Raw genomic sequence first — 21,325 nt, forward strand, 5'->3', positions numbered from 1 at the left:
ATGAAAAAAGCCAAGGAAGACTCCGCCGCGCCGACTTCGGGTCCGCTGAAAATCAGGATCGGCGGCAAGGAGCGGGAGTTCGATATCGAGAATCCCGAGCTTCCAGATTGGGTCGAGGACAACAAGCTGACCGCAGGCGGCTATCCCTACGACAAGAAAATGAAAAGCGACGAGTATGACGAGACGCTCGAGAAATTGCAGATCGAGCTGGTCAAGGCGCAGGCGTGGTTGCAGGCGACGGGCAAGCGGGTGATGGCGCTGTTCGAGGGACGCGACGCCGCCGGCAAGGGCGGCACGATCTTCGTGGTGCGCCAGTACCTCAACCCACGCACGGCGCGCAACGTGGCGCTGACCAAGCCCACGCCCACCGAACTCGGACAATGGTACTACCAGCGTTATGTCGACCATTTCCCGACGGCGGGCGAATTCGTCACCTTCGACCGTTCCTGGTACAACCGCGCTGGCGTCGAGCCGGTGATGGGGTTTTGCACGCCGCAACAGCACGAGAAGTTTCTCGACGACACGCCGCATTTCGAGCGGATGATCGTCAATGACGACATCCACTTCTTCAAATTCTGGCTGAATATCGGCCGGGAAACGCAGCTCGAGCGCTTTCACGATCGCCGGTACAGCCCGCTGAAGAGCTGGAAGTTCTCGCCGATCGACATTGCCGGCATTACCAAATGGGACGATTACACGAAGGCGCGCGACACCATGTTCGAGCGCACCCACAAGGAATTCGCACCGTGGATCATCGTGCGGGCCAACGACAAGCGCCGTGCGCGGCTGGCGGTGATGCGGCGCATCCTGTTGTCGCTGCCCTATGAGGGGCGCGATCTCGATGTCGTCGGCAAGGAAGACAAGAAGATCATCGGCGAAGGGCCGTCATTCCTCGGCAAGGAAGGCTGATGCCTGCCGTGCCGCGTGACGTCCGCGCGGCACGGCATTCTTGGCGATCCTCAGGCCGCCAGCCTGGCGATGCGCTGCAATCGCCGCAGCGTGGCATCGTCCTGAAGCGCCTGCTGAAACAGCGATATCTCCTGGTCGATGCGGTCGCACAGCGCACCAGTGTTGCCCTTGAGCAGGCCACGCGTCTGCAGCAAGGCGGCGACCGGCTTCTTGGCGAGCTGCCTTGCCCGGCCAAGCGTCGCTTCCTCGACACCGTCGTGCACGATCTCGGCGACGAGGCCGAGCGCCCTGGCGTCCTCGGCATGGAGCGTGTCGCCGAGGCAGAAGAAGCGGAAGGCGCCGGCATAGCCGAGCTTCTGCGGCGCCAGGATGCTGGTCGCAGCGTCCGGCACAAGGCCGAAATCGACGAACGGCACCCTGAACGTGCTCTTGCCGGAAGCAATCACCATGTCGCAATGGAACAGGATGGTGCAGCCGACGCCGACGGCATCGCCGTCGACGCAGGCCAGGATCGGTTTGGGAAACGTTGCCAGCGTGCGGAACATGTCGGTGACGGCGGCGATCAGTTTCTGATGCTTGCTGGCATCGAGGAACTCGGAAAAATCGCCGCCGAGGCAGAAGCAGCCGGCCAGGCCACGCAGCACGACGACACGCACTTCTTCATTGTCGGCGGCTTCGTGGAACGTCCTGGCAAGGCTTTCATAGGCTCGTCTGTCGAGCACCGGCCGGCCATCATTCGACGACACGGTGACGACCAGCGTATGGTTGCGCAGTTCAGGTTGCGGGTGCATGGCGATTTCCGATCTCATGACGCCCGCCTTTGACCGAACATGTCGGGATATCCCCGGGCCAGGACCGGGGCATGGTGATTGCGGCGCGAACGCACCACGTCCAGCGTGTGCTCGTTGAAGGAGAGCAGCGTCGCCACGACCTGCTGGTTGCCGTAGGTGCGCTGATAACCCAGCGGCGTCGCCAGGAAATGCAGCTGCAACGCGCGCAGCACCCACATTGGCTCGAACTCGATGATCACCTTGTCGACGCCGCGCTTCAGCCCCCACTCGACGAAGCCGGCTATCAGTTCGGTGCCGACGGTCGAGACGCCACGACGGCCATCGCGAAATCCGGGAGCCACCGCATAGCGGGTCAATTCCCAGATGTTCGGACCCGATGGCGGCGTGCCTTCGGAAAGGTCGGTCAAAACCTCGGTCAACAGATGCGGCCGCGTGGTCGGCAGCATCCTCTGATAGCCAGCGACTTCGTTGCCTCGGATGACGATCTGATGCACCGCCTCGTCATGATCGAACTGGTCGACCTCGAAGCCGTCCGCGCGGCGCAGATCCTCCCACCCCATCTCCTCGACGAAAATCTGATAGCGTAGCCGATGGACCGCCTCCCAAAGGTCGGGGCGTTGCATCAATTCCTGGGTTGTAAGACAAAAAAGCATACTGCCGTCTCCTGTGTTCAAAGGATGATACGGCCGTGCTTTGATGAGAAAATTGCGTGATCACGTAGGCGGGAGTTCGATCACGTAGGCGGGAGTTCTAGGTCGGCACGGCCGACCTAACTAATGTAGCCGCGTCTTATCGCTTCGGCGACAGCCTGAACTCTATTGACGGCACCGAGTTTGCTTTTGGCGTTAAGAAGATGTTTCTCCGACGTATGTTCGGAGATGCCGAGGATTTGCGAAATCTCCCATTCGGACTTGCCGACGGCGGCCCATTGCAGGCATTCGCGTTCACGTGGCGTCAACTCGACATGGTCGATGGTGTTGCCGGACATGGTGTGGAGCTGCATGGCGCGGCCGACCGCATAGGTCGAGACCAGCGACACCAGGCCGAACTCGGCCGTCGACAGCTCCACGGCCTCGCCGCCCAGCGACACCATGACGATCTGGCCGTCGAGCGTGATCAGGGGGAAGGCCAGCCCGTCGCGCAGCTTGAACGCGCCGGCATCGCCCATCACTTCGCCGCTGCTCTTGTCGATGCGAATGTCCTGGGCAGCTTCGCGCCACTGGAAAGGTGCCTGCAGCTGCTTCATGTGGCTGACCACGGGATCGTGATCGACATAGTTGCGCGCTACGTAGCGCTCCAGCCATTCGACAGGCCAGTCGCAAAGCAGCACGTGCTGCTTTTGCTGCCCGGCCGGCGTGCCTGGCTGCGGAACGGTTCCAGCCATCAGCGCGGTCAAACCGAAATCCGATGTTATACCCAACAGTTTCTCACAGACCGCCGCCGCCGTTCCTGCGTGCTGCAGTTGGTCTATGTATTCCAGCGTAAGATCAAATTGACCCATCGCAACATCAACCCCATGTTGCCTCATGCATTGAGACCGATGGTCCATGCATTGTCTGCACTTTGCCACCGACCGCCGATTGCAACGCGCCCGTTTCCGGTTGTGGTTCTCGACCCTGGTCCCCCAACCAGGGCAGCCACCGCTGTTTGCAAACACGCTAAAGCATATCCTGAAATCGGCGCGTTGAAATCAAAAACCATTGTGCCTGTACCATTTTCGTACCAAAACCGCTCCGAAGACGAGTGCGACGGAGTTCTATCGTGGCGTTCCAACGGAGGTTCCTGGTCCTGGCCTCGATGCTGATCGCGGTGCTGCCATTGGCTGGCGCGCGCGCCGCGGAACCGCAGGTGCCGGTGCTGTGGGACGCCAAGGAGCGGCTGCCCAAGCCGGACCTTTCCGCGCTGCCACGGCTGCGCTTCCTGACGACCACGGATTTTCCACCTTTCAATTTCCTCGACAGCTCGGGAAAATTGTCCGGTTTCCACATCGACCTGGCGCGCGCCATCTGCGCGGAACTCGGCATCGTCGATAAATGCCAAATCCAGGCCTTGCCATGGACTGAGCTCGAAGGGGCGCTCGAGAAAGGCGAAGGCGAAGCGATCATCGCTGGCATCGCCGCGACGCCGCAGTCGCGCCAGACATACGCCTTCTCGCGCTCCTACCTGCAGTTTCCGGCGCGTTTCATCATGCCGAAGGGCAAGGCATTGCTGGAACCGATCTTCGACAAACTGCGCGGCAAGCGCGTCGGCGTGATATCAGGCTCGGCACATGAGCGCATGCTGCGCGACTATTTCAGCACGGTCCAGGTCGTCACCTTCGACGGACCCGAAGCCCTCTACAGCGATCTCAAGGCGGGCAAGATCGACGCCGCCTTCGGCGACGGCATGCGTTTCGCCTTCTGGCTGGGCGGCTCGGACGCGGCTGGCTGCTGCCGCTTTGCCGGCGGCCCCTATCTGGCGCCCGAATATCTGGGCACGGGCATGGCCATCGCCACGCGGGCGGACGATCCGGCGCTGGCGGCGGCGCTGGATTACGCGCTGCAGGAAATTTCGATGAAAGGCACCTTTGCCGAATTCTACCTGCGCTATTTTCCGGTCAGCTTTTTCTGATCCGGCTCCGGTCAGTTTTTTCTGATCCGAACGGAATGCCGTCAGGTCAGCGTGCGCAGCCGTGCCTTGGCCGCGCGGCCGATGGCGGCGACGGTCAGCGTGTCGAGATCGAGCTCACGCCGGATCAGCTGCAGCACCCGCACCTCTTCCAAGCGCATTTCGAGATCGACGGCGGCCACTTCGAAGGCGGCGGCGTAGGCGGTGTCGCGCAGGCGCTCCGGCAAAGCCTCGCCAACCTGGGCCAGCACACCCTCGAGACCATCCTTTTCATGCAGCAGTTTCTGGCAAGCCTGGGCGACGGGAACCAGCCGGTCCTGATTGAAATCCTCGAACACCGGCCATGAGCGGACTACGTCGCCGATCCTGGCCAGTTCGACATCGGTCATGTCACGGTCGGAGGCCGAGGTGATGACCATCAGGTAGATCAGGGCTTCATGCGGGGACGGCGATGGCATTGTTTGCTCCTTGAACGGGCTTCGAAGGTAGGAACGTGCCCCAAGGGCCGCAAGGAAAAAGCGCCGCGCGCGTTGACGCTCCGGCCACGCGCGCCTAGAGACCGGTTGAAAATCGACACTTGCGGCCAGATCGCGAATTTGGCCGGCGCATAATTGGAAAACAGGACCATGGCGGGATCAAACATCATCGATCTCAATCCCGAACTGCTGGCGGCGGCGGCCGAAAGCAAGGCATGGCCGTTCGAGGAAGCCAAAAAGATCATCGAACGCTACAAGGGCGCCAACTTTCCCGAAACCATCCTGTTCGAGACCGGCTACGGACCATCCGGCCTGCCGCATATCGGCACGTTCGGCGAAGTGGCGCGCACCTCGATGGTGCGGCATGCGTTTCGTGTGCTGACGCAGGACAAGATCGCGACCAAGCTGCTGTGCTTTTCCGACGACATGGATGGCATGCGCAAGATACCCGACAGCGTACCGGATCGGGCGGCGCTCGAGCCGCATCTGCACAAGCCGCTGTCTTCGGTTCCCAATCCGTTCGGCGGCGACTATGCGAGCTTTGCCGACCACAACAATGCGATGCTGTGCCGCTTCCTGGACACGTTCGGCTTCGACTACGAATTCGCCAGTGCGACCCAGTACTACAAGTCAGGCCGTTTCGACGCGATGCTCAAGCGCGCCGCCGAACGCTACGACCAGATCATGGCGGTGATGCTGCCGACGCTCGGCCCGGAGCGGCAGGCGACCTACAGCCCGTTCCTGCCGATTTCCCCGAAGAGCGGGCGCGTGCTTTACGTGCCCATGAAGCATGTCGACGCCGAGGCCGGCACCATCACCTTCGACGACGAGGGCACGGAGACGACGCTTTCGATCACCGGCGGCCGGGTGAAACTGCAGTGGAAGCCGGACTTCGGCATGCGCTGGGCCGCGCTTGGCGTCGATTTCGAAATGTTCGGCAAGGACCACCAGACCAATGCGGTGGTCTACGACCGCATTTGCAACATTCTGGGCGGGCGTGCACCGGAGCATTTCGTCTACGAGCTGTTCCTGGACGAGAACGGCCAGAAGATCTCGAAGTCGAAGGGCAACGGGCTGACCATCGACCAATGGCTGACCTATGCGCCGACCGAAAGCCTCGGGCTTTACATGTACCAGCGGCCACGGCAGGCGAAGAAGCTCTATTTCGACGTCATCCCGAGGGCGGTGGACGAGTATTACACCTTCCTTGGCGCCTACCCGCGCCAGGACTGGAAGGAACGGCTGGGCAACCCGGTCTGGCATATGCATGACGGCAACCCGCCGGCCATCGACATGCCGGTGCCGTTCTCGCTGCTGCTCAATCTGGTCAGCGCTTCCAATGCGCAGAACAAGGACGTGCTGTGGGGCTTCATTTCCCGCCACACGACGGGCGTAACGCCAAAGACGCATCCGGAGCTGGATCAGCTGGTCGGCCATGCGATCCGCTATTTCGATGATTTCGTGAAGCCGACGAAGACCTTCCGCCCGGCCGACGAGATCGAGCGCGAAGCGCTGCTGGCCCTCGACAAGGCGCTTGGCGACTTGCCGGCGGACGCCGGTGGCGAGGCGATCCAGAACGCCTCGCTCAACGTGGCTCGCAAGATCGAGCGCTATCAGGATCATTCCAAGCAGAGCCCGGAAGGCGGCCCGGGCGTTTCGGGTGCCTTCTTCCAGATGATCTACCAGGTGCTCATCGGCCAGGAGCGCGGCCCGCGCTTCGGATCGTTCGCAGCGCTCTACGGCGTCGCCGAGACCCGCGCGCTCATTCAGAAGGCGTTGGCGGGACAGCTGGCTTGAGGGCGCCGTCGACCTCTTCCAGGATCGAGCCCGGCGCCTGAGGCGCCGGGGCGGGCGCGGCTGGCGCCGCCGAGATGCCGGCAAGGTTCGGCGCCGATCCGAAAATACCTTTCTTTTCGGTGCGGGCCTTTTCGCCGGCATCGACGTAGGGTCCGCCTTTGGCGGCGCGCGCCCAGCCATTCTCGACCAGCCATTGACCGATATCCTGCTTGCCGATCCGGCATTCCGCCGCGACCAGGTCGCGACCGCCCTCGGGCGGCACGGTGCAGACCACGGCGCGGCCGCGCAGGAAGGCGCGGAACGCCGTGCGGGCGCGGATGCCGCATGGCCAGGATTTGCCATCCGTGGTGCAGGTCTCGTCCTGCCCGACAACGTCGATGCCGGAGACCGCGACCGAATAGCCCTTCGCCTCGATCAGGCCGGCGGCCGATGCGACCGGCTGAAACAGCTTCGTGCCGTTCCAGTCGTCAGGCATCTTCGGCTTGGGCGGTGTGGCAAGCGCCAGCTTGCTCAACGGTTCGCGCGGTTCGATCCGCTCGAGTTCCCCGCTGGGCAGTTCCGGTGGCGCGACGACGGCGGGATCGATAGCCCTCGAATGCGGCGAAGGCGGCTTTGACGGTTGCGAGGGCGTGGGAAGAGCCGAGGTGGCCGGCTCTTCGGGCCCTGTACCTTGAGCGATCGTATCGGCGCCAGGATCGATCTGATCGACCGTAACAGCGCTTTCGCTTCCCTTCAGCGTGCGCCCGCCGGCGATGACCAGCGCCGCCATCGCCGGGACCATCAGAACCGCAAGGACAAGATGGGGAAACCGCATCGGCCGGACCTACTGGCTTGCCCAGACAATCCGCGCCACCCACTCGACCTCGCGCATGGAGATGTCGCGGTCGGGATGATCGGGATTGAGCGAAACCAGTGAAATCGACTTGACGGTCTGGCGTTCGAGCACCTTGGCCATCACCTCGCCGGCAGTGGTCTTGACGACGACACGATCGCCCTTGCGGGTGACCGCGCCCGGCTCGACGATGAGGACGTCGCCATTGCGGTAGAGCGGCAACATGGAATCGCCCTGCACCTGCAGTGCGTAGGAGCTCTCGGTCGATTGCGCCGGCAGTTCGACCAGATCCCAGCCCTGACCCGCCGGGAAGCCGGCATCGTCGAAGAAGCCGCCGGCGCCGGCCTGGGCAAAACCGAGCAAAGGCACCGACCGTCTGCGGCCATCCCGGGCGTCATGGACAAGTCCGGCCCTGCCTTCGATCAGCCCGGTGAATTCGTCGAGCGAAGCCCCCGTCGCCTCGATGATCTTGGCCAGTGATTCGGTCGAGGGCCAGCGGGGCCGGCCATCCGACGACAGGCGTTTCGACTTGTTGAAGGCGGTCGAATCGAGCCCTGCGCGCCTTGCGAGACCCGAGGCCGAAAGCGAATAGCGCTCGGCAAGAGCATCGATGGCAGCCCAGACACGGTCGTGCGAGAGCATGTCGTGCTCTCCTCCGAAACAGGAAAAAATGCCTTTTCCTTCTAGTCTTGGAATGCCGGTTTGTCCACCGGCGTGCGGCCATGACGCGCGGTCCCGTCGGCCGGGCAAACTCCGATTGCGGGGATTAGTCAGCCGCCTTGGCAAGACTGCGCAAACCCTGGTGCGACGTCATGAAAATCCGCTCTTCATGCGTTGGCGGCCGCGGATTTACAGCGCGGCCAAGGGCGGTCACAACCTCGTCTATGTCGAGGAAGCGTCGCGCCTTGCGGTCGTAGACGCCGGCCGTCGTCAGGATCAAGGCGGCCGTCTCGCCATTGTCGAGGACGAAGCGGTGCTTGCCGATGACCTGGGTGCCTTCCCAGGTCTCGATCGAGGACACCACCTCGAAACGGCGCCACAGCCTGATCTCGCGGGCATAGACCACCTGCAGTCCGCCCATCATCGGCGCCCAGCCATTCTTCCGCGCCAGCCTGATAAGGCCGGCACGGACGAACAGGTCGATGCGGCCGAGATCGGCCAGCATCATGTATCGCGCATTGTTGAGATGGACGTTGAAATCGATGTCGGTCGGCAGGCAGCGAAAGCCCAGCCGGCTTTCACCGCCCATCACGTAGGGGCCACGGCTTCGCGTCGTGGCCAGCATGCGCGCCATACGCGCCCAGACGTACATAATTTTACATCAGGCGGCCTGCTTCACGTCGCCCTTGGCGTAGGGATCGAAGCGTTCGTAGAAGGTTTCGCCCTTCTCGGCCATGTCGAGCAGCAGCTTCGGCGCCTTGAACTCGGCCCCGTATTTCTTCTGCAGGCCCTTGGCGATCTTGACGAATTCCTTGGCACCAATGCCGTCGATATAGGACAGCGCGCCGCCGGTGTAGGGTGCGAAGCCGAAGGCCAGGATCGAGCCGACATCGGCCTCGCGCGGATCGGTGACGATCCCCTCCTCCATCACCCGCGCCGCTTCCAACGCGATGGTGACGAGCAGACGCTGCTGCAGCTCCTCATAGTCGACCTTCTCGGGTGCCAACTGCGGATAGAGATCCTTGAGGCCGGGCCAAAGCTTCTTCTTGGCGGGCTTGGCCGGATAGTCGTAGAAGCCCTTGCCGTTCTTGCGGCCGAAGCGGCCATGGTCGTCGACCATGGTGTTGATCAGCGCCATCTGCTTGGGGTCGACAGCCTTGTCGCCGAGATCCCTGATGGTCTGCTTCATGATCTTCTGGGCAAGGTCGATGGCCGTCTCGTCGGTCAGCGCCAACGGACCAACCGGCATGCCGGCGGCCTTGGCCGCATTCTCGATCATCGGCGCGGGTACGCCTTCGATCAGCATCTTGTAGGCTTCCGACATGTAGCGCAGCACGCAGCGGTTGACGTAGAAGCCGCGCGTGTCATTGACGACGATCGGCGTCTTCTTGATGGCGCGCACGAAGTCGATCGCGGTGGCCAGCGCCTTGTCGCCGGTCTTCTTGCCCAAAATGATCTCGACCAGCATCATCTTGTCGACCGGCGAGAAAAAATGGATGCCGATGAAGTTCTTCGGCCGCGCCGAATTCTTGGCCAGACCGGTGATCGGGATCGTCGAGGTGTTGGACGCTAAGATCGCCGACGATTTCAGCACGGCCTCCGCCTGTTCGGTGGCGGCCTTCTTGACGGCGGAATCCTCGAACACCGCCTCGACCACCAGATCGCAGGCGGCAAGGTCGGCATAGTCGGCCGTCGGCGTGATCAGCGACAAAAGCTTGTCACGCTCCTCGGGCTTGGCGCGGCCCTTCTTGACCTGATCGGAGACCAGGCTGTCGGAATGCGCCTTGCCCTTCTGCGCCGACTCCATATCGCGGTCGAGCAGCACCACCGGAATGCCGGCCTTGGCCGTGACATAGGCGATGCCGGCACCCATGAAACCGGCGCCGAGAATGCCGATCTTCTTGAATTTGGTTTCCGGCACGCCGGCCGGGCGGCGGGCGCCCTTGTTCAGTTCCTGCAGCGACACGAACAGCGAGCGAATCATCGCCGCCGCTTCCTTGGTCTGCATGATCTCGGTGAAATAGCGCTGTTCGATCCTGAGCGCGGTGTCGAACGGCACCAGCAGGCCTTCATAGACGCATTTCAGGATCGCGGCGGCTGCCGGATAATTGCCATAGGTCTCGCGGCGCAGGATGGCGATGGCCGGCGGCCACAGGTTGAAGCCGGCGGGTGTATAGATCTGGCCGCCAGGCAGCTTGAAGCCCTTCTCGTCCCACGGCGCCACCGGCTTGAGGCCGTTCCTGATCATCGCCTTGGCGGTCTCGACCAGCCTGGCCGGTTCGGCGATCTCGTGGATGAGCCCCATCGCCTTAGCCTTCTGCGGCGACAGCGTCTGGCCGGAGGTCAGCATCTGCAGCGCCTGCTGCTGATCGGTCAGCCGCGGCACGCGCTGGGTGCCGCCGGCGCCCGGGAAGATGCCGATCTTGACCTCGGGAAGCGCCATCCTGACCTTATCAGAGTCGGCTGCTACGCGGCCGTGGCAGGCGAGCGACAGCTCGAAAGCGCCGCCCATGCAGGTGCCGTTGATCGCCGAAACCCACGGCTTGCCTGAGGTCTCCAGCTTGCGGAACAGGCCGGTCATGTAACCGGCATTCTCGAACAGCGCCTTGGTCGCCTTTTCGGCATCCTTGCCCTTGTCCGTGGCAAAAGTCGCCAGCATCTTCTGCAGCAGGGTGATGTCGGCGCCGCCGGAGAACGTGTCCTTGCCGGAGGTGATCACCGCGCCCTTGATGGCCGCGTCGCCGGCCACATGATCGACGATGGCGTTCAACTCGCGCATCACCTCTTCGGTGAAGACGTTCATCGAGCGGTCCGGGCTGTTCCAGGTGACCAGCGCGATGCCGTCGGCGTCGATGTCGAGGGTGAAATTGGTGTAGCTCATTTTCTCTCTCCCCGTCAGACGCGTTCGATGATGGTTGCCGTGCCCATGCCGGCGCCGATGCACAGCGTCACCAGCGCGGTGTTGAGGTCACGGCGCTCGAGTTCGTCGAGCACGGTGCCGAGGATCATCGCGCCGGTAGCCCCGAGCGGATGGCCCATGGCGATGGCGCCGCCATTGACGTTGATCTTGTCGTGCGGGATGTCGAAAGCCTGCATGTAACGCAGCACCACCGAGGCAAAAGCCTCGTTGAGTTCGAACAGGTCGATGTCGGACAGCTTCATCTTGGCCCGCTTCAACAGCTTTTCAGTCACGTCGACCGGGCCGGTCAGCATCAGCACCGGCTCGGAACCGATGTTGGCGAAAGCGCGGATGCGGGCGCGTGGCTTCAGCCCCATCGTCTTGCCGGCCTTCTTCGAACCGAGCAGCACGGCGGCAGCGCCATCGACGATGCCCGACGAATTGCCGGCATGGTGGACGTGGTTCACTTCTTCCACTTCCGGGTGCTTTTGCACGGCAACCGCGTCGAAGCCGCCCATTTCACCGGGCATGACGAAGGACGGATTAAGCGAGGCCAGCGACTGCATGTCGGTCGTAGGCCGCATGTGCTCATCATGGTCGAGAATGGTCAGGCCGTTCTGGTCCTTGATCGGGATGACGGAGTTCTTGAAGCGGCCATCGGCCCAGGCCTTGCCGGCGCGCTTCTGGCTTTCCACCGCATAGGCGTCGACGTCGTCGCGGGAAAAGCCGTATTTGGTGGCGATCAGGTCGGCCGAGATGCCTTGCGGCACGAACCAGCCGGGCAGGCCGACCGAAGGGTCCATGAACCAGGCGCCGCCCGAGGCGCCCATGCCAACGCGCGACATGGATTCGACGCCGCCAGCGATGACGATCTCGTCGGCGCCCTGGGCGATCTTGGCGGCGCCGAAATTGATGGCGTCGAGGCCCGAGGCGCAGAAGCGCGATATCTGCATGCCCGGCGCCTTGTCGTCGTAACCGGCCTCGAAGGCGGCGGCACGCGGAATGACCGAGCCGGCCTCGCCGACCGGATCGACGCAGCCGAAGATGATGTCGTCGACATTGCCGGTATCCAGCCCATTGCGGTCGCGCAAAGCCTCGAGCGTCTTGGCGGCGAGCCGTACCGCCGGCACCTCGTGCAGCGACCCGTCCTTCTTGCCCTTGCCCCGCGGCGTGCGCACGGCGTCATAGACATAAGCGTCAGCCATTTTTCTGCTCCTTGGGTTTGCCGGTCGTCGCTCTCAGAGCGAGCGGCCGATCAGCAATTTCATGATCTCGTTGGTGCCGCCGTAGATGCGCTGGACACGGGCGTCGCGGAACATGCGGGCGATCGGATATTCATTCATGTAGCCATAGCCGCCATGCAATTGAAGGCATTCGTCGACGACTTTTCCCTGCAGGTCGCTGAGCCAGTATTTGGCCATCGACGCCGTCACCGGATCGAGGCCGCCATTGATGTGGCGGGCGACGCAATCGTTGTAGAAGACGCGGCCGATAGTGGCCTCGGTCTTGAGTTCGGCCAGCTTGAACTGGGTGTTCTGGAAGTCGATGATCGCCTTGCCGAACGCCTTGCGCTCCTTGACGTAGTCGATGGTCAGCGCCAGCGCCCGCTCGATCATGGCGATGGCGCCGGTGCCGATCTGCAGCCGCTCCTGCGGCAGCTGCTGCATCAGCTGGATGAAGCCCTGCCCTTCCTCATGGCCAAGCAGGTTGGAGGTCGGCACGCGCACGTCGTTGAAGAACAATTCCGAGGTGTCGTTGGCCTTCAAGCCGATCTTGTCGAGGTTGCGGCCGCGCTGAAACCCTTCGACCTCGTCGCTCTCGACGACGATCAGCGAGGTGCCCTTGGCGCCCTTGGCCGGATCGGTCTTGGTGACGACGATGATGAAATTGGCCAGCTGGCCATTGGTGATGAAGGTCTTGGAACCGTTGATCTTGTACTGGTTGCCGTCCTTTTCGGCGCGCGTCTTGACGCCTTGCAGATCGGAGCCGGCGCCCGGCTCGGTCATGGCGATGGCGCCGATCAGTTCGCCGGTCGCCAGCTTCGGCAGCCACTTCTTCTTCTGCTCTTCCGAGCCGTAGTGGAGGATGTAGGGGGCGACGATCGAATTGTGCAGGCCGATGCCGAAGCCGTCGACACCGACATGGCCGATGGCCTCGATGATGGCGCTCTCATGCGCGAAGGTTCCGCCCGAGCCGCCATACTCTTCCGGCATCGAGGCACAGAGCAGGCCGGCGGCTCCCGCCTTCAGCCAGCTTTCGCGGTCGACCATCTCGTTCTTCTCGAACTCGTCGTAACGCGGCGCGATCTCCTCCGACATGAAGCGGACCGCCATGTCGTAGAGCATGCCGACCTCGTCCGCCGCCCAGGCGGGTTTCGGCAAAGAAAGCACTTCAGCTGGATTTGTCATGCCGTTTCTCCCGCGCCGACGTCCCCCTCCCCCTCGAGGGGAGGGTGGCACGCGAAGCGGTCGGGTGGGGTCGCCGATGACGTGCTCGACCTTATCTTCGAAACTGACGCGGGTTTGGGGCATTGCGATCATTCTCCTCCCAAAGCGCCAACCAGCCGGCGCACTGCACGCAGGACCCCTCCCGGCCCTTCGGGCCACCCTCCCCTCAAGGGGGAGGGTGACGCCGGCCATTTCTAGAACGCTTCCGCAGTCAGCGCCATTAGCGTGTCCGCACCACTGGAAATGCGGGCCAGATGTGCCGATGTCTCCGGCATGATCCGCTCCATGAAGAAGCGCGCCGTCACCACCTTGTTGTCGTAGAAGGACTGGGAACCGTTGGCGCCGGTCTTACCCAGCGCCGCCTTGGCCATCTGCGCCCACATGTAGCCGAGCGCCACAAGGCCGAAGAGATGCATGTAGTCGGTCGAGGCGGCTCCGGCATTGTCAGGCTTGGCCATGCCGTTCTGCAGCAGCCACATGGTCGCCGCCTGCAAATCGTTGAGACCCTTCTTCAGCGCCTTGGTGAAGGGCGCCATCTTCTCGTCGGCGCGGTTTTCCTCGCAGAATTCGCCGACTTCCTTGAAGAAAGCCTGCACGGCGCGGCCGCCATTCAGGCCAAGCTTGCGGCCGACGAGGTCAAGCGCCTGGATGCCGTTGGCGCCTTCATAGATCATGGCGATGCGGGCATCGCGCACGAACTGGCTCATGCCGTGTTCCTCGATGTAGCCGTGGCCGCCGAACACCTGCTGAGCCATGACAGCGTGGTCGAAACCCTTGTCGGTGAGCACGCCCTTGACCACCGGTGTCATCAGGCCGGTGTAGTCGTCAGCCGCCTGGCGGTCCTTTTCGTCGGCGGAACGGTGCGCGATGTCGGATTTGATCGCCGTCCACAGCGCCAGCGCGCGGCCGGCTTCGTTGAAGGCCCTCATGGTCATCAGCGAGCGGCGGATGTCGGGATGGACGATGATCGGGTCGGCCTTCTTGTCGGGCGCCTTCGGCCCCGACAGCGAGCGGCCCTGCAAACGGTCCTTGGCGTAGGCGACGGCGTTCTGGTAGGCGATTTCGGACAGCGACAGCCCCTGCAGGCCGACACCGAGCCGCGCCTCGTTCATCATCGTGAACATGGCCTTCAAGCCGCCATTGGCCTCGCCGAGCAACGTACCCTCGGCCTCGTCGTAATTCATGACGCAGGTGGAATTGCCGTGGATGCCCATCTTCTCCTCGATCGAACCGCAGGAGAGGGTGTTGCGCTCGCCCGGATTGCCTGATGCATCGAGCTTGAGCTTCGGCACGATGAACAGCGAGATGCCCTTGACGCCTTCCGGCGCGCCCTCGATGCGGGCCAGCACCAGATGGACGATGTTGTCCGACATGTCGTGCTCGCCGGCCGAGATGAAGATCTTCTGGCCCGAGATTTTGTAGGTGCCATCGCCGTTCGGCACCGCCTTGGTGCGCAGCAGGCCGAGATCGGTGCCGCAATGCGGCTCGGTCAGGTTCATGGTGCCGGTCCAGGCACCCTCGACCATCCTGGGCAGCCATTTGGCTTTCTGCTCATCGGTGCCATGGGTGATGATCGCCGCGATCGCACCCTGCGTCAGGCCCGGATACATCATCAGCGACATGTTGGCCGACACCATGTATTCGGCAACCGCGGTGTGCACGGCGTAGGGCAAGCCCTGGCCGCCGAACTCGACCGGCGCGGCAAGCCCCATCCAGCCGCCTTCGCGGTACTGGTCGAAAGCTTCCTTGAAGCCCTTGGGCGTCGTCACCGAGCCATCGTCGTGACGGACGCAGCCTTCCATGTCGCCGACACGGTTGAGCGGGTGCATGACGTTTTCGGCAAGCTTGGCGCCCTCCGCGAGGATCGCCTCCAGCACGTCGGGCGTGGCATCCGCAAATCCGGGAAGGTTCGAATAGCGCTGGTAGCCCAGCACCTCGTTCAACACGAACAGCGTATCCTGGACCGGTGCCCTGTAGATCGGCATGCTTTTCCTCCACCATGCGGATTTGGCCCCAAACCAAGCCGTGCGAGGCAGGCGAGCCAATGTCGAAGTCGCAATAGCAATTATTGACGTTTGCGTAAACGTCAATTGTTTGCGCCGCAAAAATTTTTGCCAGGCTTTGTCCGAAATTTCGCAAGCGGCCGCTTGCCCGGCTGTTCGCGACAGGGCAATTTCATCGCATGAACCCCGCCGCATTCATAATCAGCGTTCAGAGCCATTACCTGGATCAGTTTCGGGCGTTCGTAGCAAAGCAGCGGCAGAGCTGCGTTCAGGGGTCTCCCGAAGTAAAGTTCCAGATCGGTGAGGATAGCGGGATATTTCGGGGGCTTTGTTGCGTCGACTTTGTCAAGAATGACGGCAAAGTCGATCCCATCGAGCTTCAGCCGGATTTCCTCACATTCGAGCCGATATCGGGTCGGATTGAGCGCGCCGAATTCCTGATAGAGCAGTTGCAATGGAACGATGTCGTGATCCATCACACGCTCGCGGCTGCTCCGCTCGACCAGATAGGCATCTGGTTCCAGCACTGGTTCGATCCCGATGACGAGCGTCACCAAGAGGGCGCCGAATTGGGAAATATCATCCACTCGGCTTCCATTCGGCCCAAAGTGCTGAACGTGGACTTCGGAACGGCTTCCCCGGACGCATTCTGGAGCCTGCTTGCGCTTCTTGAAGCTGCAGGCGCGACCGGCCTTCGGATCACCAGTTCACAGGCGCAGGCATCATCCTAGCGCGGCGGTCCGCTGCGCCCATCCTAAAAAAGCCGCGCGGCAACGGCCACGCGGCTTTTTCGGTTGAAAGCAGATGGGGGCTGGCTTAGCCCGCGACGCTCGCCTGCGGCGCCGAGCGCTCGGCCAGCATCTGGCGCACCGCCGTCATCGAGCCGCCCAGCTCATTGATGGCGTCGTCGATCAGCGCCCGCTGCTTCTGCAGGCGGGCAAGCTGCTTTTCAGACTTGTCGAGCGCCAGCCGCAGCTGCTTGGTGTTGGACCCGGTCGGATCGTAGAGATCCATCATCTGCTTGACGTCGCGCAGCGAGAAGCCGACCTTGCGGCCGAGCAGGATCAGCTTCAGCCGGGCCCTGTCGCGGCGCGTGTAGAGGCGGGTCGAGCCGTCACGCTGAGGATTGAGCAGGCCCTTGTCTTCGTAGAAACGCAGCGTGCGCAGCGTCACGCCGTACTTCTTGGCCATCTCGCCGATGCGGACGAGATCCTCGCCGGCTTCGACAGGTATATTGTTGGTATTGGCCGCGGTCTCGCCGGCCGAAATAAGCTTCATGGTCACTGGCATTCCCCGTCTGGTGGCGTCGCGGTCCTTGACCATGCGTCGCCTGACTGGAAGCGGGGGCGTGCTTCCGGCCGTGGTTTCGACAAACAAATCGCAAAACAGCACACTCAATGCGCCTTTTACGTTTACGTCAATTCTATACCGATAGCCGCCTCATGACGCAAGGGCGTTCTGTGGGTGTTCCACGAACGGTGCTTTTTGCCGCAGCGCAAATGCGATGCCGCAGCGCGGGCGCGGCCGTGAACTTCCTTCCAACTTCTTAAGCTTGGTTAACGCGTTGTTTACCACGTTGGGCGAAATGTGCGCATGTCGGCTACCCGTGTTTATCCTGTATCGAATTTTTCACGGTTTTTCGGAGCGCGGGTGAACCCCGGGAAGCTTGTCTTCCACCGCATGGAAGCGCGGTCGCCTCGTTCCGGCAGGGACTTGGGGAGCTGGTCGCAAACTGGCCAATCTGAAAGACGGACGCACCGATGAACAGCAAGCGGTCCTATCTCGATACACTCAACGCCGGCAGGCAGCGTAGGCCGCAGACCACGCTCGAGCAGCTCAACCGCTCGCTGGAGACGCTGGAACAGCGGCTGGGGCAGACGCGCGAAGACACGATGGCACGGCCCGCTCCCCGACAGTATGGCGCCGAACCGCGCTATCCCGCGGCCGATCCCCGCTATCCCGCCACCCAGCCTGCCGGCCAGCAGCGCTGGTACGAGGATCCGCAGCCGGCACCGCGCGCCAAGGCCCCAGTGCCGCCCCCCGCTTTCGACCAGAGCTATCAGGCTATTGCCCGCGACATCGACCGTGTCCGCGGCCAGGAAGACAGCGTCGCCATGGTCGGCAAGATCGCCGGCGAGCTGCGCGGCATGCGCGAGGAACTGCGCCACCAGATGACATCAGGACTGCAGCGCGAATTCGAAGCACTGCGCAAGGATATCGACCGCGCCTTCCAGTCGAACGCCAAGACGGGCGCATCAGGCCCAGGCGCATCGGGCAAGGGCAGCGCCGAACTCGGCGTCGAATTCGAACGGCTCTCCGGCGCCATCAAGTCGCTGTCGGAAAAGAGCGACGACAGAAGCGTCAACCTGCTGCGGCTGGAACTCGAGCAGGTCAAGTCCGCGCTCGACACGCTGGCGCGCGAGGAGAGCGTGCAGAAGGTCGATCGCCGCTGGGATGATTTCGATCGCCGCTGGACAGCCTTCGAAGACCGCGTCGACGCCGACCAGCGCAAGCGCTCCGACGAGCCCGCGCTTGCCGCCTTGACCGATCGGCTGGAGCAGATCAGCAATGCCGTCAACAACCTGCCGGAATCGCTATCGCTGCGTTCGCTGGAGGAAAAAGTCCGCACGCTGGCCGGCGCCGTCGATCACTTCGCCAGCCAGCAGGACAATAGCGGCAGCGACACGCTGGCCATGATCGACGAGCGGCTGGACGAAATTTCCCGCGCTATCGTTGCCTCGACCGTCGCGGCGCAGGCCAATTCGCTCGACCATGAAGCCTTCGAGCGCATCGAGAAGCGGATCGATTCTCTGGCCCGGCAGATCGAGGAAGTGGCGCAGGACCGCCCGGGCAATGCCGTCATGGATCGCCTGAGCACGCTGTCGAGCCGTGTCGACGAACTCGCCGGCCGCGCCAACCTGCCCGAACAGGCGATGGAACGGCTGGCCAAGCAGATCGCGCTCATCGCCGACAAGATCGACCAAGCGCCGGCCATGCCCGATGCCGACTATATCTTCCACGGCCTGGAGCAGCGTTTCGACGTGCTGTCGAGCATGATGGAACGCCGCCAGGGCGACGCCATCGAACAGGGCAACATGCTGTTTCGCGATCTCGAGCGCCGGCTGGACGAGGTTGCCGATCGGCTGGACCAGCGCGTGCCGCAGATCGACAGTGCCGGTATCATGGAGGCCATCGACGCCCGCTTCACCGCGCTCGCCAAGCGCATCGAGACGCGCGCTCCCGATCCCGCCGGCGAAGCGGCAATCCGCGGCCTGGAAAGCCGGCTCGTGGACATTTCCAGCCGGCTCGACGCATCGGCCGCGCAGGTAGCCGGCATCGACCCGGCGCTGATCCGCAGCCTGGAGGCGCAGGTCACCGGCCTGTCCGCGCATCTTTCCAAGCCCGGCACGCCGCTGCCGGAATTCGAAGACATCAGCCCGCGCCTCAACGAAATCGAGAAGTCGCTGGCCGGGACCCGCGATTCCATCCTCGGCGCGGCGCGCGAAGCGGCCGAAAACGCAGTGCAGTCGCTGGCCGGGTCGAGCGCCAATACCGCCGCCGTTTCGGGGCTCGCGCAGGACCTGAAGACGCTTGAGACGCTGACACGCCGTTCCGACGAGCGCAATTCGCGGACCTTCGAGGCCATCCACGACACGCTGCTCAAGATCGTCGACAGGCTGGGCTCGCTGGAAACCAGCGATCCGTCCGAGGCGGTAAGCGAGCTTTTGGACGCACGGCCGGATGAAGCAGTCGGCAAACGCCGCGCACGCACGGCCAAGATGGCTGTCGAGGCGCCGTCGATGGATATCGACGCGCCGATGCCGCTGACGGGCGACATGGCCGATCTCGACGGCCGTGCCGCCGCCATAATGCGCAACGAGCCGGGAGGCACACGCTCGCCGGCGGAAGCCGCCGCTGCAGCCGCGATGGCCGCACTCGGTTCCGACACCATTGCCGAGAAGGACCAGCCGGCCGGCCGCAAATCGATGTTCGGCGGGCTGGCACGCGCCTTCAAGGGCAAGAAGGCGGCGGATATTCCGCCCCTGGCCGGCTCGGCGCCGAGCGCCGATATCCCGAGCGTCGATCTCGACGAGCCGCTCGACCCGAAAATGGCCAACCGGCCGCTGGAGCCCGGCTCGGGCGCGCCCGACCTCAATGCCATCATGAAGCGCGTGCGCGACGAGCGGGGCCAGCCGGCAAAGCTCAGCGACAGCGATGCCTCCAAATCGGACTTCATCGCGGCGGCGCGGCGCGCGGCGCAGGCCGCCGCGGCCGAAGCCGATGCCTTGAAGCGCCAGTCGACGATGAAAGGGCCGGTAAAGGCGCTCAGGATCGGCGACCTGCTCAAGGCGCGGCGCAAGCCGATCCTGATGGCGGCGGCCGCGATCATGCTGGCGCTTGCAGGCCTGCAGCTCGGCAAGGCATTCCTCTCCGATCCGGCCCAGGTGGCAAGCAACGACGCGGCACCAATCGTGGCCTCGCAGCCGGTTCAAACGGCATCCGTCGACGCAGCCAGCCCGCCGAAGGCGGAAGCCCAGCCGGCGGCAACGGACAACGCGCCGGCCCACGCCGTCAGGCAGGCCGAACCATCCGCGCCGATGGCTAAAGACGACATGGTCAACCAGACCGCCATGGCGATGCCTTCCGACAACGATGCGATGGCGGATACGGCACCAGCCACAGCGGGATCCACGGCTACGGCCGACGCTTCCGGCGCAGGCGCCGCCTCCGAAGCAATGGCTCCGGCCGCGCCCACTTCGACGGCCCCGACGACGTCAACGCTGGCGGCCATCACCGGTGGCGCGCAGGCCACGGCCAGCGATGCCCAGCCGACCATGGCCGCGCCAACCGCGACCAACGACACCAAAGGCAACGACACCACTGGCGCGGTTGCGCCGACGGATACATCCGCCACGACAGCCGCGGCCAAGTTCGACATTCCGGCCGAGGCCGGCCCGGTCGGGCTCCGCGATGCCGCCGCTGGCGGCGACGCCAAGGCGCTGTTCGAGATCGGTTCGCGCTACGCGGAGTCGCGCGGCGTCAAGGAAGACATGGCGACAGCGGCCAAATGGTATGAGAAATCGGCAGAACTCGGCTTCGCGCCGGCCGAATACCGTATCGGCAATTTCTACGAGAAGGGCATCGGCGTCGCGCGCGACATCAAGAAGTCGAAGACCTGGTACCAGATGGCCGCCGAGCAGGGCAACGCCAGCGCCATGCACAATCTGGCCGTGCTGTTCGCCATGGCCGCCGACGGCGTGACCGACAATGAATCGGCCGCCCACTGGTTCCAGGAGGCCGCCGATCTCGGCGTCAAGGACAGCCAGTTCAATCTCGGCATTCTCGCCGCCAAGGGCGTCGGCATGAAGCAGAACCTCGAGGAATCCTACAAATGGTTCGCGCTCGTCGCCAAGACCGGCGACAAGGACGCGGCCGCCAAGCGCGACGAGATTGCCAATGCGTTGCGGCCCGAACAGCTCGAGCGCGCCCGTGCCGCGACCGAATTGTGGAAAGCCAAGCCGCTCAACGTGGCAGCCAATTCGGTCGACGTTCCCGATGCCTGGCAGGAAGGCACGCCGCAGACCACCGCCAGCATCGACATGAAAAAGGCGGTCCAGAACATCCAGCGCATTCTCAACAAGAACGGCTACGACGCCGGTGGCGCCGACGGCAAGATGGGCCAGAAGACGAAGACCGCGATCATGGCTTTCCAAACGGACAACAAGATGCCGGCCACCGGCGCGGTCGACGAGAAACTGGTCAAGGCGCTGCTGGCGCGCAAATAACGGCAGATGCGTCGCTTCCACGACGCCCTTGCCACACATTTGCCTGTTAACTGATTGAGATGTTTTTTGTTTCGGCGCGGTAACGGGGTTTTTTCCCGCCGCCGCGTCGGCGCAAGAA

The 21,325-nt window shown here is 63.5% G+C and carries 17 protein-coding genes; 4 read left to right on the forward strand and 13 right to left on the reverse strand.

The window, feature by feature from the left end:
- A complete protein-coding gene (gene ppk2 / locus AC0NIH_RS32440) occupies positions 1–909 on the forward strand; it encodes a polyphosphate kinase 2 (RefSeq protein WP_023768363.1) in 909 nt (302 codons plus the stop codon).
- 50 nt (positions 910–959) lie between these two features.
- Here ppk2 and AC0NIH_RS32445 read toward each other — a convergent pair whose 3' ends face one another.
- The 3 genes from AC0NIH_RS32445 to AC0NIH_RS32455 form a co-directional block, all read right to left on the reverse strand.
- Positions 960–1,718: an enoyl-CoA hydratase-related protein gene (locus tag AC0NIH_RS32445; protein ID WP_287275495.1), complete on the reverse strand. Its 759-nt coding sequence runs from the start codon at positions 1,716–1,718 to the stop codon at positions 960–962.
- Entirely contained in the window at positions 1,715–2,353 is a 639-nt protein-coding gene (locus AC0NIH_RS32450) for an acyl-homoserine-lactone synthase (protein ID WP_352569599.1), read from the reverse strand. Before AC0NIH_RS32450 ends, AC0NIH_RS32445 begins: the two co-directional genes overlap by 4 nt.
- Positions 2,354–2,469: 116 nt before the next feature.
- The gene (locus tag AC0NIH_RS32455) at positions 2,470–3,201 is read right to left on the reverse strand and encodes a helix-turn-helix transcriptional regulator (protein ID WP_287389072.1); all 732 of its coding nucleotides are present in this window, start codon (positions 3,199–3,201) and stop codon (positions 2,470–2,472) included.
- A gap of 296 nt (positions 3,202–3,497) precedes the next feature.
- Here AC0NIH_RS32455 and AC0NIH_RS32460 point away from each other — a divergent pair, with 296 nt between their 5' ends.
- Complete coding sequence (locus AC0NIH_RS32460; protein ID WP_425339712.1) at positions 3,498–4,310, forward strand: transporter substrate-binding domain-containing protein; 813 nt, start codon at positions 3,498–3,500, stop codon at positions 4,308–4,310.
- Positions 4,311–4,351: 41 nt separating this feature from the next.
- Here the strand turns inward: AC0NIH_RS32460 and AC0NIH_RS32465 are convergent, their stop codons facing one another.
- Complete coding sequence (locus AC0NIH_RS32465; RefSeq protein ID WP_140569974.1) at positions 4,352–4,765, reverse strand: tellurite resistance TerB family protein; 414 nt, start codon at positions 4,763–4,765, stop codon at positions 4,352–4,354.
- A 168-nt stretch (positions 4,766–4,933) separates the two neighbouring features.
- On the opposite strand from AC0NIH_RS32465, the gene AC0NIH_RS32470 reads away from it, so the two are divergent.
- Positions 4,934–6,580 carry a lysine--tRNA ligase gene (locus AC0NIH_RS32470; RefSeq protein WP_473463213.1) on the forward strand — a complete coding sequence of 549 codons (1,647 nt, stop codon included), beginning with the start codon at positions 4,934–4,936 and terminating at the stop codon, positions 6,578–6,580.
- On the opposite strand, the gene AC0NIH_RS32475 is transcribed toward AC0NIH_RS32470, so the two are convergent.
- The 9 genes from AC0NIH_RS32475 to AC0NIH_RS32515 all read right to left on the reverse strand — a co-directional run bounded on the left by AC0NIH_RS32475 (position 6,546) and on the right by AC0NIH_RS32515 (position 16,699).
- Positions 6,546–7,394: a thermonuclease family protein gene (locus AC0NIH_RS32475; RefSeq protein WP_473463215.1), complete on the reverse strand. Its 849-nt coding sequence runs from the start codon at positions 7,392–7,394 to the stop codon at positions 6,546–6,548. The two genes, AC0NIH_RS32470 and AC0NIH_RS32475, sit on opposite strands and share 35 nt — an antisense overlap.
- A gap of 9 nt (positions 7,395–7,403) precedes the next feature.
- Positions 7,404–8,054 (reverse strand): S24 family peptidase, encoded by a 651-nt coding sequence (locus AC0NIH_RS32480; RefSeq protein WP_023777207.1) that lies wholly within the window; start codon positions 8,052–8,054, stop codon positions 7,404–7,406.
- Between the two features lie 124 nt (positions 8,055–8,178).
- Positions 8,179–8,724: a thioesterase family protein gene (locus AC0NIH_RS32485; RefSeq protein ID WP_473463218.1), complete on the reverse strand. Its 546-nt coding sequence runs from the start codon at positions 8,722–8,724 to the stop codon at positions 8,179–8,181.
- 9 nt (positions 8,725–8,733) lie between these two features.
- The gene (locus AC0NIH_RS32490; RefSeq protein WP_473463221.1) at positions 8,734–10,953 is read right to left on the reverse strand and encodes a 3-hydroxyacyl-CoA dehydrogenase NAD-binding domain-containing protein; all 2,220 of its coding nucleotides are present in this window, start codon (positions 10,951–10,953) and stop codon (positions 8,734–8,736) included.
- A 14-nt stretch (positions 10,954–10,967) separates the two neighbouring features.
- Positions 10,968–12,176, reverse strand: coding sequence for an acetyl-CoA C-acetyltransferase (locus tag AC0NIH_RS32495; RefSeq protein WP_473463223.1), 1,209 nt, complete (start codon positions 12,174–12,176; stop codon positions 10,968–10,970).
- 33 nt (positions 12,177–12,209) lie between these two features.
- Positions 12,210–13,379: an acyl-CoA dehydrogenase family protein gene (locus AC0NIH_RS32500; RefSeq protein ID WP_473463226.1), complete on the reverse strand. Its 1,170-nt coding sequence runs from the start codon at positions 13,377–13,379 to the stop codon at positions 12,210–12,212.
- A 233-nt stretch (positions 13,380–13,612) separates the two neighbouring features.
- On the reverse strand, positions 13,613–15,403 hold the full coding sequence (locus tag AC0NIH_RS32505; protein ID WP_473463229.1) for an acyl-CoA dehydrogenase: 1,791 nt from the start codon (positions 15,401–15,403) through the stop codon (positions 13,613–13,615).
- A gap of 101 nt (positions 15,404–15,504) precedes the next feature.
- Positions 15,505–16,008: a hypothetical protein gene (locus AC0NIH_RS32510; RefSeq protein WP_473463231.1), complete on the reverse strand. Its 504-nt coding sequence runs from the start codon at positions 16,006–16,008 to the stop codon at positions 15,505–15,507.
- 229 nt (positions 16,009–16,237) lie between these two features.
- Positions 16,238–16,699 (reverse strand): MerR family transcriptional regulator, encoded by a 462-nt coding sequence (locus AC0NIH_RS32515; protein ID WP_224685580.1) that lies wholly within the window; start codon positions 16,697–16,699, stop codon positions 16,238–16,240.
- A gap of 482 nt (positions 16,700–17,181) precedes the next feature.
- On the opposite strand from AC0NIH_RS32515, the gene AC0NIH_RS32520 reads away from it, so the two are divergent.
- Positions 17,182–21,207, forward strand: coding sequence for a peptidoglycan-binding protein (locus tag AC0NIH_RS32520; protein ID WP_473463234.1), 4,026 nt, complete (start codon positions 17,182–17,184; stop codon positions 21,205–21,207).
- Positions 21,208–21,325 lie beyond the last annotated feature (118 nt).

The sequence above is a fragment of the Mesorhizobium sp. WSM1386 genome, assembly GCF_055901595.1.

What these genes read in the sequence shown, in the direction of transcription:
- AC0NIH_RS32460 (WP_425339712.1), top strand. Translation starts at nt 3,498, where the DNA reads ATGCTGATCGCGGTGCTGCCATTGGCTGGCGCGCGCGCCGCGGAACCG.
- AC0NIH_RS32495 (WP_473463223.1), bottom strand. Translation starts at nt 12,176, where the DNA reads ATGGCTGACGCTTATGTCTATGACGCCGTGCGCACGCCGCGGGGCAAG.
- AC0NIH_RS32500 (WP_473463226.1), bottom strand. Translation starts at nt 13,379, where the DNA reads ATGACAAATCCAGCTGAAGTGCTTTCTTTGCCGAAACCCGCCTGGGCG.
- AC0NIH_RS32515 (WP_224685580.1), bottom strand. Translation starts at nt 16,699, where the DNA reads ATGAAGCTTATTTCGGCCGGCGAGACCGCGGCCAATACCAACAATATA.
- AC0NIH_RS32475 (WP_473463215.1), bottom strand. Translation starts at nt 7,394, where the DNA reads ATGCGGTTTCCCCATCTTGTCCTTGCGGTTCTGATGGTCCCGGCGATG.
- AC0NIH_RS32450 (WP_352569599.1), bottom strand. Translation starts at nt 2,353, where the DNA reads ATGCTTTTTTGTCTTACAACCCAGGAATTGATGCAACGCCCCGACCTT.
- AC0NIH_RS32445 (WP_287275495.1), bottom strand. Translation starts at nt 1,718, where the DNA reads ATGAGATCGGAAATCGCCATGCACCCGCAACCTGAACTGCGCAACCAT.
- AC0NIH_RS32490 (WP_473463221.1), bottom strand. Translation starts at nt 10,953, where the DNA reads ATGAGCTACACCAATTTCACCCTCGACATCGACGCCGACGGCATCGCG.
- AC0NIH_RS32485 (WP_473463218.1), bottom strand. Translation starts at nt 8,724, where the DNA reads ATGTACGTCTGGGCGCGTATGGCGCGCATGCTGGCCACGACGCGAAGC.
- AC0NIH_RS32470 (WP_473463213.1), top strand. Translation starts at nt 4,934, where the DNA reads ATGGCGGGATCAAACATCATCGATCTCAATCCCGAACTGCTGGCGGCG.
- AC0NIH_RS32480 (WP_023777207.1), bottom strand. Translation starts at nt 8,054, where the DNA reads ATGCTCTCGCACGACCGTGTCTGGGCTGCCATCGATGCTCTTGCCGAG.
- AC0NIH_RS32520 (WP_473463234.1), top strand. Translation starts at nt 17,182, where the DNA reads ATGAACAGCAAGCGGTCCTATCTCGATACACTCAACGCCGGCAGGCAG.
- ppk2 (WP_023768363.1), top strand. Translation starts at nt 1, where the DNA reads ATGAAAAAAGCCAAGGAAGACTCCGCCGCGCCGACTTCGGGTCCGCTG.
- AC0NIH_RS32455 (WP_287389072.1), bottom strand. Translation starts at nt 3,201, where the DNA reads ATGGGTCAATTTGATCTTACGCTGGAATACATAGACCAACTGCAGCAC.
- AC0NIH_RS32505 (WP_473463229.1), bottom strand. Translation starts at nt 15,403, where the DNA reads ATGCCGATCTACAGGGCACCGGTCCAGGATACGCTGTTCGTGTTGAAC.
- AC0NIH_RS32465 (WP_140569974.1), bottom strand. Translation starts at nt 4,765, where the DNA reads ATGCCATCGCCGTCCCCGCATGAAGCCCTGATCTACCTGATGGTCATC.